The following is a 13,801-nucleotide window of genomic DNA, read 5'->3' as shown; positions in this document are numbered from 1 at the left end:
TTGTGCAGGGCGTTCGAACTCAACCGTTGGATCCCTGCCCCTTCTTGAACGTCATTCACCGTTCGTACCGCGTCTGTTTGACCGCGCAAACGATATGAGCGTTATGCGTCGAACTGGGCTGACCACAACTTTGCATAGTAAGAAGAGTTTTTCAAGAGGTTCTCATGGACGCCTTGTTCGAGAAGCTCACCTTTCTTAAATACCATGATCTGGTCGGCATGACGGATCGTTTTCAGATGATGAGCTATAACGAGGACTGTCCGATTTTCTGCAAGGCGGGCGATGGCATCTTGGATCATTGACTCGTTAATTGGGTCAACGTTGCTCGTCATCTCATCCAGAATCAAGATTGGAGCGTCTTTTAAAAACGCTCTGGCTATTGACAAGCGCTGACGCTGTCCGCCTGAGAGCAAGCCGCCGTTCTCGCCGATAGGCGTTTGGTATCCCTGCGGCAGCTGCATGATAAAGTCATGTATCCTCGCCTTTTTACAGGCTTCCACGATCTCTTCCAACGGCGCGTTTTTCTTACCGATTCGGATATTCTCTTCAATCGTGCCGTCAAAAAGCTGAACGTTCTGCATGACGATGCTCATTCGATCCAAAAGCTCATCATACGGTATCTCTCTAATATCTATTCCGCCAAGTGCAATGCTCCCTTTCGTTACGTCATAAAATCTCAGAAGCAAGTTTGTGACGGTCGTCTTACCGCTTCCCGACTCTCCAACGAGGGCTGTCATCGACTTCTCAGGGATGGTAAAGCTCAAGTTCTGTATTTTGAATTCTTCTTGGCCATACGAGAACTCAATATTATTAAATACAATGTCGTTACGCTTTGGGATCGGTCCGTCAGCCCGATCGGGAATCACCCCCGCGCAGAGAAATTTCCCCAACCGCTGGTAACTGTCAGCTGCGGAAATGTAGTACATATAGTACCCTTCCATAGAGGAAAACGGCTTATAAAACTCTCTTGAAACGACGGCAAAAATAATAAAATCAAAAGCGCTCATCTCGCCGCGAAGTACAAACAGCGCTCCCGAGGCAATCAAAAGAAGGTAGGCCATATCGAGAAGGAAGCAGAAAACCGCCAACTGTCTCGCCTTTGTCCGACTGGCCTTTTTGCTCGTTTCTCCGAATCGTTTTGTCTTGCAGGCCAAGTCATTTTCTAGGCTCTTGTTGTTGGAAAAACTTTTTAATACTTGGATTCCCCTCACATATTCCACAAACAAGCTGACCATATCAAGGAGCGCCGCGTTGTTTTCGTTTTCTGCCGCTTTCGACTGTTGAATCGACGCGTACAGGAAAACAAGAGCGACCGGGACAGGAGCTGCCATAATCGCCGCCTGTTTCAAATTGAGACAAGCAAGCACAGCGAAACTGATGGCACCGATGAAGAAGTCGCCAAACATCCTAGACCACATGTGCCCCACGACAAGGGACATGTTGTCGACGTCCTTGTGCAGAATCGTGTTGACCTCGCCGAGCCTTTCATTCGTGTAGAAACCAAGGCTGAATTTTTTAAGCTTGACGATCATCCGAGCTCGAATCTGCTGAACAATGTCAAACCCTGCACAGTGTTTTTTCAGATCAGCGGCCATGTTGAAGCAGCCTTTACACAATACCAGAAAGCCGATAGCAAAAAAGAACGGATAAAGCTCCCGAATACCAGCGCCGTTCATTATTTTAAAAAGCAGGGCAAATACGGCCACAACCATGCCAATAGAACATAGTCCGTAAAAAGTAAAGAACAGGCTGGCCAAGAAAAGGTCCTTTCTGCCCTCTCTTGTGAGCAGGTTCAATATTTCCCGAAACATTTCTGCCCCTCCGTATCCCTCAAGTTCCAGCGGTCAACTTTGTTCTGCGCTTCGTCCATTTTCCGATAGGTGCGGCAAGTGCTCAACAGTCCATCATGAGTTCCTGATGCAACGACTTTCCCTTTGTCCATGACGATGATCTGATCGGAAGCCCTTATCGTGTTTAAATGATGCGCTATCGTGATGACAGTTTTACCTTTGCTGAGTTCGGCGATCGCCTCGCTGATCAGTTTCTCGTTTTGGCTGTCTACTGCGGCCATCGCTTCATCCAGAATCAAAATAGGAGCGTTTTTCAGTATCATTCTCGCAATCGAAATTCGCTGTTTCTGGCCGCCGGACAGTTTGACGCCCATTTCTCCTATCTTTGTGTCATAACCATTGGGCAAGTTGGCAATAAACTCGTGGCACTTGGCTTTCTTGGCGGCTTCGACGACCTCCTCTTTTGTGGCTCCCTCTTTCCCGATCGCAATATTTTCAAAGAGCGTCAGGTCGAAGAGGACGACGTCCTGCTGTACGCTCCCTATCAGCTCTGAAATGCTCTCCTGGCTGTATTGGCTTATATCTTTACCGCCAATTTTTATGCTCCCCGAATCGACGTCCCAAAAGCCCATGAGCAGATTTGAAACCGTCGTCTTGCCGCAGCCGCTGGCTCCTACAAACGCGTTCACGCTGTTTTTCCTGAAACGCAGATTGATATCCCGAAGCTCAAAGTCCTTGCTGCCGTATGTAAAATTCACGTTTTTGAATTCTATATCCCCAAATTCAAGGCCCGATGCCTTCTTTTTCTCTGATACTTTCGCCGACAGCACTTTGCCAATCCCTTTCAGCGCTTCGTTGAAGACAATAGAAAAGTGATGGAGCGTCGCGGTTTTACTAATCGACGCTGTGAAAGCCCCGGACAGAATAATTGCCAGAATAAAACGCGCCGTCGAGATTTCTCCTAGGCGCAGCATGACGCTTCCCCAAATCATCACGACCACGACGCCGATTTCCATGAATATATCAACCAGTCCCATCGGTATCGTCACGGTCTTCATGCTCTTTTTAACCCAATAAATATATTCATCCGCTGTCTTTAACGTCCGCGCGCTGATCGCTTCCTCTTTGGCGAAAGCCTTGATGACGGCGATATTTTTCACATACTCCATCAGCTCTTCTCTCATTCGGCTTTCGTGTTCGAAATAGACGCTGAAATTTTTCTTCATCACCTCTTGAGAGGACACCTTGACCAAGTACATGAGCGGCACGCCGATGATCATGCCGAAGGCGAGGCGATAGTTTACAAAAAGCATGGCAATAAAAATGAACGCAGGCAAAAGCGTCGCAGACATGATTTCCGGCAGGCCGTGCGCCAGATAAATTTCTACTTGCTCAACGTCGTGCTGAATAATGTTTGTCAGTTCACCAACCGTGTGTTCCTTGAAAAAACCAAGGTTAAGCTTTTTTAAATGGTCAACGGCCGCGATTCTCAGTTCGGTCAGTTTTTCATATGCATTTTGGTGAGCAATCCGCGTCGACAAATAAAAAAAGACCGTCTTGAAGCAATACGACGTCAAAATAACCCTCAAAACATCTCCGACCTTGACCAACGCGCTATTCTCTATCAGTCCAGTAATCAAATACACGACTACCAGCTGCGGTATGAGATCGGCTGTTATTTTTAACGTGAGCAGGACATTAGAAAGCCGCTGATCCCCAACTGCTTTGCTTCTTAACTCTTTTTCACCCATCGGCGCACTCCTCTCAAAAACAAAATAATATTGAATGATAATTCAATATAAGGGGTTAAAAGGAGGCTTTGCCCTAACGGCAAAGCCTTTAAAGCCCTAGAGCGATTCGACCCCTTTGTAGTAACACTTCGCCAAGGTCCTCAGCATGTTTCCGGCCCATCGTTCGCTTTGGTAGTGCCGAGCGATTTCAAGCAGCCCTTCTGTGAAGTTGCTTGCTAAGATGTGAGCGAGCATCGGATCATATTCCTCTTTGGACTGTCTCCTGAGACCCAGCTCAATATGCTTTTGAATTTGTTGAATCAGCTCGCTTTTGGCTTTCTCGTGCTTTGTGCCCGAGCTGTTATCCATGAGAATGATCAGTTTCTTTCGTTCCCGAATGAGCTCGTGAATATACCTTTCTCCAACTTGGTTGAATCGCTCTGACGCGGCCCCGTCCTTTAACGCCTCCTCTTCGCTGAGGGCGGACTCAAAATTGACGTACACCGAATCAACGATCGTGTCAAACAGGTCTTCTTTGTTCTTAAAGTAGGTGTATATAAGCGCCACCGGGACCTCCGCTCTGTCCGCAATTTCAGTCAGCTTCGCGCTTCTGTAGTCTTTCTCGTAAAAGACCGCTTCGGCCGCGGTCAGTATCCTGCTCCGAACCTCATCTTTCAAAACTTGAGCCATCGTCCCCTGCGCCGTCCCCTCCCTAAAATGAATAGTAATTTAATATTAAATTAAAATTTGCTTTTGTCAAGTTCGAGAAAAAACAAGCTCTGCCGAAGCGTTTTTGCTTTTTGCGAAAATGAGCAGGGCGCGATGATCCGCCGGTTACGGACCGAGGCTTTTTAGCGGCTCCGTACAGACGACCGGCCTCAAGCCATCGAATAACTTCTTTTAGTCTTTGACCGAGCGTGAGACAAACCGCGCTTCTCGAACCCAGCCTTTCAATCATTCTTTACACCATCGGCGGCCTAATTGGCGCTATGTTTTAGGACAGCGCACAAAGAATCTGATCCAGCGAAGACGTCCACGCCGTTATCTTTTATGGCCGCCCCTTTGAAAGGCCTTTCGCCACTTGAGTTGTGACGAACGATCTTGGTTATGAGTTTGATCCTCTTTGCTGAGAAATTGCTTTTTATCGCCGACAGCAAGGCAGCAGCGCACGGCGGCTCAACGAGAGCGAAAATGGAGCGGTCCGGAAGGGAATATCCCTTCCGGACCGCTTCATTATTTGCGGCTGACGACGGCGATGGCCCTCAACATCTCTTTGTTAGAGTCAAAGTACGTTTTCATCTGGGTGAAAAATTCCCGATTCTCCGGGTGGGCGGCGCGAAGCCGTATTTTCAGAGTTCCAAACAGTCCTTCGTCCCGGAGCATACCTAGCGGCGTCATGAGGGAGAACTCGAACAGCTCGGTCTCAACCGTCTCAAAGCCGGCTTCTTCCATCTGCCGTTTCCACTCTTCGGCCGTTTCGGGGTAGACGCAGGCGTTGATGGCTCGGCCCAATTCAGGCCCTATCTGTCTGTCGGGTTCCAGCAGCGCGACGTCGTGGGTCGCCAGCCGGCCGCCGGGACGCAGAACCCGGAAATATTCTTTCAGAGCCTCTTTCCGGCTCGTCGGGCCCAGCATGGTGAGCATGGCTTCGTTGACGATCAGGTCAAACGATCCGTCGGGAAACGGCAGGCGGCGGGCGTCGCCCTTCACGAGGGTGACGCTTTTTTCAAAGCCGGCGGCGGCTAGGTTGGCCCGCGCTTTCTCTAGGGCGGAGGCGTCCATGTCCAAGCCGGTCGTCCGACAGCCGAGCCGCGCCAGCTCGAGCAGGGTCGTTCCCTGATTGCACGCCACTTCCAAGACGTCTTCGCCGGCTTTCGGTGCGGCCTTTGCCATCAGCCAGTTGGTGGCCGTTTTGCCGCCAGGGCGAAGGCGTTTTTTGCCCAGCCGGGCCAGAAAGACGTGCCCGACTTCTTTGACCGGCCCGGTCATGCCGGCTCCTTGACGAGGGTCAGGATCATCGAGAAGCCCCCCTGCGTCGAGAGGCTGTGCGGGACGCCTTGGGGCATGACGATGGCCTGTCCGGCCTTGAGGCGGTGGACGGTCTCCCCGACGGTGATTTCTGCTTCGCCGGAGAGGATATGAGCCAGCGCGTCGCCGGGTGCGCTGTGGGCGCTGATTTTCTCCCCGGCGGCGACGGTCATGAAGCACAATGTCAGGTCGGGCCGGGCGACGAGCGTGAGGTTGGACACCTGCCCTTTGCCGGCGGTCAGCACCTTCGCCATGTCGAGAACCTGATTGTGCGGGACGTTTTTAATGAGCATCTTCTTTTTCCTCCTTTAAGGCGGCGACGAGTACGGTCGCGCCGGCTTCGCTTCCGATTTGGTAGGCCGCGCCGTCCGGGACGGCCCAGAGGTCTCCGGGCCGAAGGCTCGCTTCACCTGTCTCCCCGGCGACTTGGACCGAGCCGGTCAAGGGAACGATCAGGTGAACGGCGAAGTGGCGTTCCGACCCGATCGTTTCGCCCGCGCCGAGGGCGTAGACCGCGATCCGGGCGCTTTCCCCGTCCCACAGGCTCTGGCTGATGACCCGTCCGGGGCCGGAAGGGAGCAGGGCGGCGCAACTGATTTCTTGGTTTTCGGCTATTTTCAGCATGAGTCAGGCCTCCTTTTTCAAAATCAGTCTACCTTGCTCTGCTTTCCCGCGCGGTTGCCTGGGCAACCGCTGATGAAAGTCCGCCGTTTTTCGAGGCCAAAGAAAGTTAATCGGGCTGGCGTCTGCCAGCCCGATTGAATCCGCTCTTTTTGCCGTCAGTTCGTGGGGGTGTCATAGTCGGTCACGTGAATCAGCCCTTCGCCCCACAGGTCGTAGTGGCTCGGGAAGGTCCGGTCGTACCGCCGGAGGGTTTCGAGCGAGACGAGAGAGACCATGATCGGCGACAGGCCTTCGGCGAGGCGGGACGCTTGGGGCTGAAGGATCCGCGCCAAGCCCCGTGCCCCTTCGTCCCGGCTCGTCACGAACAGGGCGATGTTCCACGGCTCGTAAAAGTCCTCGTCAAAGTCAAAGTACACGGGGTTTTCGACGAGCCGCTGCGTCGCGAGCGCCTGTCCGAGCAGGCCCAGCCGGGAGTAGACGTCTTCGGCTGAGCGAATGTCCGCGAAGGCGAAGATCCGTTCGGCGTTGATCATTCCCAGTTTGTCGCTTCGGGCGTGAGGCCTGTCGGAGTAGTGGCGGTGGTCCGAATAAAAGAGCCCGAGCGCGTCCAGCCTCATCGTTCCGGCGGGAGCGCCGACTCTGTTCCATCGGGACGCGACGGGCGGCTTGCCCTGTCCGTCCCAGCGGGGACAAAGCTCGGCGATCCGGCGCCAAGGGAGGCTGGAAGGCCAAGCGACCCGGTATTTTCCGCCCTTCGCCGAGTATCCCGGCGTCACGAGGGCGGCAAGGGGCAGTTCGGCCGGCGCTTTGAACTCGTAGAGGGCCTGCCACTTTTGGGTTGCCCTGCCGAGAAGCAGGCCGATCCTCAGCCCTTCCAGCCGTCCGGGGTCGCAGAAATTTCCGGACCGCTCCGGCGGCAGTCCGAGCTCAGAGGCCAGCTCTCCGCGCTTTCGCCGCCCCATGTCGGTCAAGACCCACCCCAGCCCGTGAGGGCGAACGAAGCCGAGCGAGGCCGCTTCGTCCAGCCGGTTTTGGGCGTCTTCTTCTCCGCTCAGCGACAGCGTTTCGGCATCGTGGACGCACGACTCGGCGGTGAAAGCCAACAGCAGCGTCTCGGCGGCTTCGCTCATTTCTTCGCTCCTTTCTTCCGGCGGCAAGAGGCGGACCGATTGGCCCGCCCCATGCGCTACAGCTTTCCGGCCTTTTGGTCGGCCGAGAGTTTTTTCATCAGCGAGATGCAGGCAAAGACCATGATCACCGCAAAAGGCGGCGCGGCGGTCAAAGAAACTGTCTGCAGGTTCTGCAGACCGCCGGTCATGAGCAGCACGATCGCGAGAACCGCCATGGCGGCGCCCCAGACGACCATGCGCGATTTGGGCGGCGTCAGACCGCCGTGGGTGCTGTACATGGAAAGCACGTAGGTGCCCGAGTTGGCGCTGGTGACAAAGAACGTGGTGATCAGCACCAGCATGACGCATGAAAGCACCATGCCCATCGGGTAATACCTGAACAGCGCGAACGCGCCCACCGAGATGTCTTTCAGGGTTTCGCCGGCGATGTCGATTCCCTGCACGATCTGCAGGTGAAGCGCCGCACCGCCGAAAATGGCGAACCACGTGAAGCTTCCCAGCGCGGGGATAACCAGTACGCCGCCGACGAACTGACGAAGCGTCCGGCCCCGCGAAATCCGGGCGATGAACGAGCCGACGAAGGGCGCCCAAGCTATCCACCACGCCCAATAGTACAGCGTCCAGTTCTTGAGATGGGTCATGTACTTTCCGTCGTACGAGTTGATGTCGAAACTCTGAGAAATCAGGTGGGACAGGTAGTCGCCAACTCCCGTAACCAGCGTGTTCAAAATGGTGATCGTCGGGCCAAGAACAAGCAGGACGATCATCAGGAAGGCGCAGCACGCCAAGTTGAAGTCGGCTACCCGCTTGATGCCTTTGTCAATGCCGAGCGCGGCGCTGCCGGTGTAAAACAGTCCGAGCACGGCGATGATGAAGATCTGAACGAAGGTGCTCTTCGACAGCCCCCAAAGCCCCGCCATGCCGCTGTTCAGCTGGAGCGTTCCAAGTCCCAGCGACGTGGTGATGCCGGCAAGCGTGGCGAAGATTGCCAAGATGTCGACGATTTTTCCGAACGCCCCGCGGACGGCCTTTTCGCCCACCAGCGGGATAAAGATGGAGCTGATGAGACCCGGCGTGTTGTACCTAAACTGCAGGTACCCCAGCGGCATGGCGATGACCGCGTACCCAGCCCACGGGTGAAGCCCCCAGTGGAAGAACGCCGTCTGCATGGCCTGCCGTGCCGCCTCGGCGCTTCCCGGCGCGGCGCCAAACGGCGGGTTCATCAGGTAGGTCAGAGGTTCGGCGGCGCCGTAAAACACGAGCCCGACGCCCATGCCGGCGGAAAAGAGCATAGCAAACCAGCTGAGCGTGCTGAACTCTGGCCGGCTGTCGGCCGGGCCAAGCCTCACAGAACCCCATTTGCTCATTCCAACGTAGATGCAGAACGCGACAAACGCGTTCATGCAAAGCAGATAGCCCCAACCGAATCCGTCGGTCAGGCTGTTGAAAAGCCCGGACGCAAAGCGGCCGAAGTGCTGAGGAACCAGAAGCCCCCACGCGACGACGGCGAGGGTCAGCCCTACGGAGACGTAATAGACCGTGTTGTCCCGTCGGGAAGATCGCTGTTCTGTCATCGTATCGTCCTTTCATGGGCATTCCGCCCCGAAGGGCGGAATGCCCGTCGTCTTAGAATTTGCTGGGGAACACCTTCGGCCCGTCGAGCGCGACCGTCAGCGAATCGAGCGCCGCTTCAACGCGGCTCGTGCGCAGTTTCCATTCCGCTTCCTTGCTCAGTCCCGGGTCGCCCAGCGGGTACGGCACCGAGACGGTCTGAACCATTCGGTTGCTGCCCACGGTTTTGGCGACATCGATCAGGTTGCACATCACGCAGACCGGGATTCCGGCCCGTTCAATTTCTTTTGCCATCGTTGCACCGCAACGAGTGCAGGTTCCTCAGGTTGAGGTGAGAATCACCGCGTCGACTTTGGCTTCGAGCAGCTCTTTGGCAATTTCGCGGCCGAACTTGGCGGCGAACGCCTGAGTCGTGCCGGTGCCGACGGTCACGTAGTACTTGTGGAAGAGCTTGCCCAGTTTGCCCTGCTTTTCAAAATATCTCATCGCGTCAACCGGCACGCCCCGATCCGGCACGGCGCACATGGCCGCCGGGTCAAAGCCCGCGTGAATGGTCTTAAACTCGCCGGCGGGCAGGCAGTCCTTGCCGTCGATCTCGTAGCTGCCCCACTTCTGGGCCGACGCGCTCTGAATCCGGTCCGGGTTGTCCGACGGGACGACGCCGCTGGAGCTGACCAGCGCCACTGTGGCCTTGCTCAGGTCGGCCACGGGACGGGCCGGCGGAATGACGTCGCTCTTAGGAATGACCAGCTCGGTCTGGAACGGCTGACCGGCCAGCTTCTTGAGCAGCATGTCGATCACCCGGTCGTCGGCCCGTACGGCCGCCGGGATTTCGGCCCGGATTCCCCGGCCGAAGTACCCTTCTTCAGCGGCCGGAAGAAGCGGCTCGCCGCGGGCGATTTTCTCGGCAAAGCGCGCCATGGCGGTCAGGTCGTCTTTCATGTACGTGGCCTTGCGTCCGCCCTTGAAAATGTACGCGCTGCCCCGGTACTCGCTGACGCCCGGGTTTTCCTCGTTCATGGACGTGATGACCGGCACGCCGTACTTCTCCGCGACGGCCTTGCAGACGAGGCCGCAGCCTACGCCGTACCGACCGGCCATGAACGCCGGACCGGCGAAGAAAATATCGAACTCCTGCCCGTCGAGAAACGCGAAGATCTCCTTCAGCGCCTCGTCGGTGTGATTGGTGACGTAGTTGTCGCCGCAGATGATGGTGTGGGTAACCTCAACGTCCGGCATCATGCCGTTCAGCATCAGGCTGCAGCCGATAAGTTTTTCCGGGAAGGACGGCGCCGCGTCGGCCGCGGTCTCGCCGCCGACCTGTCCAAAGAACTGGTTGATGTAATGAATCGCTTTCATCGTGGGGCCTCCTTAAAATTCCGCGCAGGTTCTCATCGAGAAGCCGCTGATGTGATTGGCGCAGAACATGCCGTTGTTCTCCATGACCGCCGAGCCGTCCGGGTTCACGCAGCCTTCCCAGCCGCCGCTGTTGCCGTCCCGGGCGAGAGCTTCCAGCTCGCCGATGACTTCCATCGGCTCCAGATTGTACATCTGGCTCACGTTGCCGGTCGTCACCAGCGCGTTCGTTGCCGGGTTCAAGGAAACCAGCGGCTGAGACGCGCCGTCCCGGCCGACGCACTCATCGCTCAGGCCGATCGTCTTAATGCCGAGCCGCTCCAGCTCAACGAGCATGGCGGTGTAGTCCACGTCAGGGTTGCCGTATCCCTCTTCTATGACGACAGCCCCTTTGGCGCCGACCGCGACGGCAATTTGTCCGGCCATCTTGACGCAGCGGAACTTCTCGTCCATCTTCGGGTTCAGCGTGGACATGACGACGCCGAGGAAGTTAATCGTCTTGCCGTGCTCGGCGTACAGGCGGCGGATCATCGGGTTCACCTGATACTCGTAGGTGGAGATCTTCGAGCTGGTGGGCATGAAGCTGCCGCTGACTAAGCAGCCGTCCAGCAGTTCGTTCGGGTGCATGAACGTGGGCAGGATGTCATGGCCGTCCCAGCCGTAGATCAGCGTGTTGTAGCCCTTAGCTTCCATCTGGGTCTGGGGCTGAAGCACGCAGACGACGCCGGGCAGGGCGCGGGTCTTCTCGTCCCGGGCGTCAAGCGGCGGCAGGTCAAAGACGTCGACGCTTTCCGGCTTCAGGTCTTTCACGCACTGTCCTATATGCTCGGCCAGCCTCATGGCGGCCCAACGAAGGGCGTGGTTTTTCTTCTGCTGTTCCCGCTGCTCGAACAGCTCGTCGATGTCCGCCACGAGCACCAGATTGGGCATATCGCCCCAGATCGTGTAGTGCTGGTACGGGCCAGCCATGTCGATCAGTCCGTCCTGGAAGCCGCCCCAGTGACGACCCACGACCAAAAGCGAGCAGTCGGTCAGACAGTGGGTCCGCCCTTCGCCGGCCAAGTTCATCGGCGAGGTGACGCCGGGGAAAATCCCCTCTCCGCCGGACACCTTGCACCGCATCTGAACGCTCTCCTTGACCGGGCATAGGCGAACCTTGTCGCCCGGGTAGACGATCCGAAGATCCGCTTCTGTGATGTGCTCGTCCTCCCGCACTACTGCCAGAAGCTCTTCCCGGTTCAGGGTCAACACACCGTCCCGGTATGACGTCTCACCCCCGAAAACCATGGACTTGACAGGAAAATTGCCGATTTCCAATCGCACGTTCATCACTCCTTATCATGTTTCATGCAGATTTAATGAAACTTTACGTTTCATTATCTGTTTTTTACGTCGTTTATCTATGACGAAAAACCAGAACCTGTCCGTCACGCAAAATGTGACGCCCCCGTCGTCAGACGGGGGCATCGTTATGGTATTTATATTCAAAATGAATAAAAAGCGAGGGAGCCAAAGGCTCCCCCGCCAGTTCCTCTCAGCATTCGCTCATTCCTTCGGCCCTGCCGGGCCGCCGAATCAACTCTAACGTCGAAAAACTCCCTATTGTTCCTCCGCACTCAGCCGACCGGTTGACGTTCGGCCGGAAAGAAGGAACAGAATCGCGGCCAAAACCTGAGCGGCGACCGAAAACAGGACCATCTCCCAAAGCGACCGCTCGTACAGCCAGCCCATGAACCAGCTGCCCAGAAATAGGCAGACGCCGAACGCGGTCTGGAACGTGCCGTAGCCCGAGCTGCGCCGAGCCTTCGGCACCAGACGGGCGACCGCCGCCTTGAGCACCGACTCCTGAGCGCCCATGCCAATTCCCCAGAGCGACGCGCCGACCCAGAGCGCCCACTGCCCGGGCGCCAGAAAGACGAAGAACCCGAACGGTGCCGTCAGCAGCGTTGAAATCACCAGCGCCTTGGTATCCCAGCGGTCGTACAGCCAGCCGAAGAACAGCGCCGCGAAGGCGTCAACCGCCATGGCGCCGGCGTACAGAAGCGGCAGTTCGCCCGGCGTCAGCAGGTTCGTTTTCGCCGCGTGCATGGTAATCAGCGGAAAATCCATGAACCCTAACGAAAACAGGCTGATCCCGGCGATGTACAGCGTAAACCGCCGTCCCCAGCCGAAGCGGGAAAAGTTCTCCGCCCGGCTTTCGGGCTCGAAGTTCTCCGGCGTCGGGAAAAGGTACCGGGCGACGAACAGAAGGGCCAGCGTGACCAAAGCCGGAAAGATCAGCAGGGCAAAGCACCGGCGGTACGCGGCAAGGCTCACGGCAGACGAACGGGCCATGACGGCAAAGAGGATCACCGGGCCGAGGAACGCCCCCAGCTGGTCGAGGAACTCCTGCAGGGCGAAGCTTTTTCCGACGCCGTTTTGAGAAGCCACAAACGACAGCAGGGTATCCTTCGCCGGCTTTTTAAGCGCCTTGCCGCCCCGCTCGACGATCAGCAGGGCTGCCGCCCAAAGCCAACCGTTTTCGGGCACCAGCGCCAGAGCCGGGACGGCGAACAGGTCTATCGCGTACCCGAGGATCGTCAGGGTCCAGTACCATTTTGTCCTATCGGCCAGACGTCCTGTCAGGTACCGAAGCGAGTACCCTGCCAGCTCGCCAAAGCCGGAAATGAAGCCGACCGCCGCCGCCGACGCGCCGGTCAAAGTTAAGTACGCGCCCAGAATGCTTTTGCCGCCCTCGTGAGTCATGTCCGAGAACATGCTCACGACGCCCATCAGGACGATGAAGGCCAGAGCCGACCGGCGAAGCCTCCGGCTGCTGGCAGCCTCCGTTTCAGGTGGAGTCACGGCCGCGCCCCCTCTAAGTCGATCAATACAGGCCGAACAGCTTTGGGCAGACGTGGGTCAGCTCGGTGATCTCCACCAGCTCAAAGATTCCGGCAACCCAGATAAACCACGCCGCGTCGAAGACTTCCCGGCGGAAAACCCGCGGAACGACGACGTACTCTTTCGGCTCGCTGTAGTGGGAGAACTTGGGGAAAAACGCCGGCACTTCCTTCATGTACTGCCGGTACTCGTCGCCGAACTTGGCGATCAAGCCCCGTTCCTCTGAGGCCATGACGCCCGGATAGACGACCGCGAAGGATAGGGCCACCAGCAGGGTCAGAACGATCGACTTGGTGCAGCAGCCGACGCCGACGGCGCCAAGGAAGCTGAACAGGTACAGCGGATGGCGGCATATCGAGTACGGCCCTTCGGTCACCAGCCGATCCAACTTGTACCCGGCGATGTACTGGGCGCACCACAACCGGCCGACCGTCGCCAGCCCTAAAAGGGCGCAGGCCACGGCGGAAAGGGCTTCCTCGCTCACCGGCGACCGCACGGCCAAAATCTTGTTCGACAGCACGTACAGCGCGATGAAGGCCAGCCCCCACAGCTGAGACAAACGAGTCCGATGACGCACAAAAAATTCCATGTTATTTCCCCCCTACAAACCAGCTCACCGCCAAACGCCGCGGCAACACCACAAGCCCGAACGCTTTTACACTTTACCCAAAATTTCCGATATCAGGCG

General features: G+C 56.9%; 12 protein-coding genes. All 12 read right to left on the bottom strand.

Annotated features, from left to right (window positions below; translation table 11 throughout):
- Nucleotides 1–101: 101 nt before the first annotated feature.
- The 12 genes from JONANDRAFT_RS01010 to JONANDRAFT_RS00950 all read right to left on the bottom strand — a co-directional run bounded on the left by JONANDRAFT_RS01010 (nt 102) and on the right by JONANDRAFT_RS00950 (nt 13,702).
- Nucleotides 102–1,811: an ABC transporter ATP-binding protein gene (locus tag JONANDRAFT_RS01010; protein ID WP_008522108.1), complete on the bottom strand. Its 1,710-nt coding sequence runs from the start codon at nt 1,809–1,811 to the stop codon at nt 102–104.
- Nucleotides 1,793–3,541 (bottom strand): ABC transporter ATP-binding protein, encoded by a 1,749-nt coding sequence (locus tag JONANDRAFT_RS01005; RefSeq protein ID WP_008522107.1) that lies wholly within the window; start codon nt 3,539–3,541, stop codon nt 1,793–1,795. The genes JONANDRAFT_RS01010 and JONANDRAFT_RS01005 overlap by 19 nt, the downstream gene beginning before the upstream one ends.
- Nucleotides 3,542–3,637: 96 nt before the next feature.
- Nucleotides 3,638–4,210 (bottom strand): TetR/AcrR family transcriptional regulator, encoded by a 573-nt coding sequence (locus tag JONANDRAFT_RS01000; RefSeq protein ID WP_008522106.1) that lies wholly within the window; start codon nt 4,208–4,210, stop codon nt 3,638–3,640.
- A gap of 543 nt (nt 4,211–4,753) precedes the next feature.
- Nucleotides 4,754–5,509 (bottom strand): class I SAM-dependent methyltransferase, encoded by a 756-nt coding sequence (locus tag JONANDRAFT_RS00995; protein WP_008522104.1) that lies wholly within the window; start codon nt 5,507–5,509, stop codon nt 4,754–4,756.
- The gene (locus tag JONANDRAFT_RS00990; RefSeq protein ID WP_008522103.1) at nt 5,506–5,841 is read right to left on the bottom strand and encodes a cupin domain-containing protein; all 336 of its coding nucleotides are present in this window, start codon (nt 5,839–5,841) and stop codon (nt 5,506–5,508) included. Before JONANDRAFT_RS00990 ends, JONANDRAFT_RS00995 begins: the two co-directional genes overlap by 4 nt.
- Nucleotides 5,831–6,172 (bottom strand): cupin domain-containing protein, encoded by a 342-nt coding sequence (locus JONANDRAFT_RS00985; protein WP_008522422.1) that lies wholly within the window; start codon nt 6,170–6,172, stop codon nt 5,831–5,833. Before JONANDRAFT_RS00985 ends, JONANDRAFT_RS00990 begins: the two co-directional genes overlap by 11 nt.
- 155 nt (nt 6,173–6,327) lie before the next feature.
- Nucleotides 6,328–7,302, bottom strand: a complete 975-nt coding sequence (locus tag JONANDRAFT_RS00980) for a hypothetical protein (protein WP_008522421.1) — start codon at nt 7,300–7,302, stop codon at nt 6,328–6,330.
- Between the two features lie 56 nt (nt 7,303–7,358).
- Nucleotides 7,359–8,876 (bottom strand): BCCT family transporter, encoded by a 1,518-nt coding sequence (locus JONANDRAFT_RS00975; protein WP_008522420.1) that lies wholly within the window; start codon nt 8,874–8,876, stop codon nt 7,359–7,361.
- Nucleotides 8,877–8,928: 52 nt separating this feature from the next.
- Complete coding sequence (locus tag JONANDRAFT_RS00965) at nt 8,929–10,233, bottom strand: glycine/betaine/sarcosine/D-proline family reductase selenoprotein B (RefSeq protein WP_081465250.1); 1,305 nt, start codon at nt 10,231–10,233, stop codon at nt 8,929–8,931.
- A gap of 12 nt (nt 10,234–10,245) precedes the next feature.
- Complete coding sequence (locus JONANDRAFT_RS00960; RefSeq protein WP_008522419.1) at nt 10,246–11,553, bottom strand: glycine/sarcosine/betaine reductase component B subunit; 1,308 nt, start codon at nt 11,551–11,553, stop codon at nt 10,246–10,248.
- 276 nt (nt 11,554–11,829) lie between these two features.
- Nucleotides 11,830–13,074: an MFS transporter gene (locus tag JONANDRAFT_RS00955; RefSeq protein ID WP_008522417.1), complete on the bottom strand. Its 1,245-nt coding sequence runs from the start codon at nt 13,072–13,074 to the stop codon at nt 11,830–11,832.
- A gap of 22 nt (nt 13,075–13,096) precedes the next feature.
- Nucleotides 13,097–13,702: a methyltransferase family protein gene (locus JONANDRAFT_RS00950; protein WP_008522415.1), complete on the bottom strand. Its 606-nt coding sequence runs from the start codon at nt 13,700–13,702 to the stop codon at nt 13,097–13,099.
- Nucleotides 13,703–13,801: the final 99 nt, after the last annotated feature.

It is taken from the genome of Jonquetella anthropi DSM 22815 (assembly GCF_000237805.1).
Taxonomy (GTDB): Bacteria; Synergistota; Synergistia; order Synergistales; family Dethiosulfovibrionaceae; genus Jonquetella; species Jonquetella anthropi.
The sequence above is the reverse complement of the archived record's forward strand: the minus strand, read 5'-3'. Positions and strand labels throughout refer to the sequence as shown.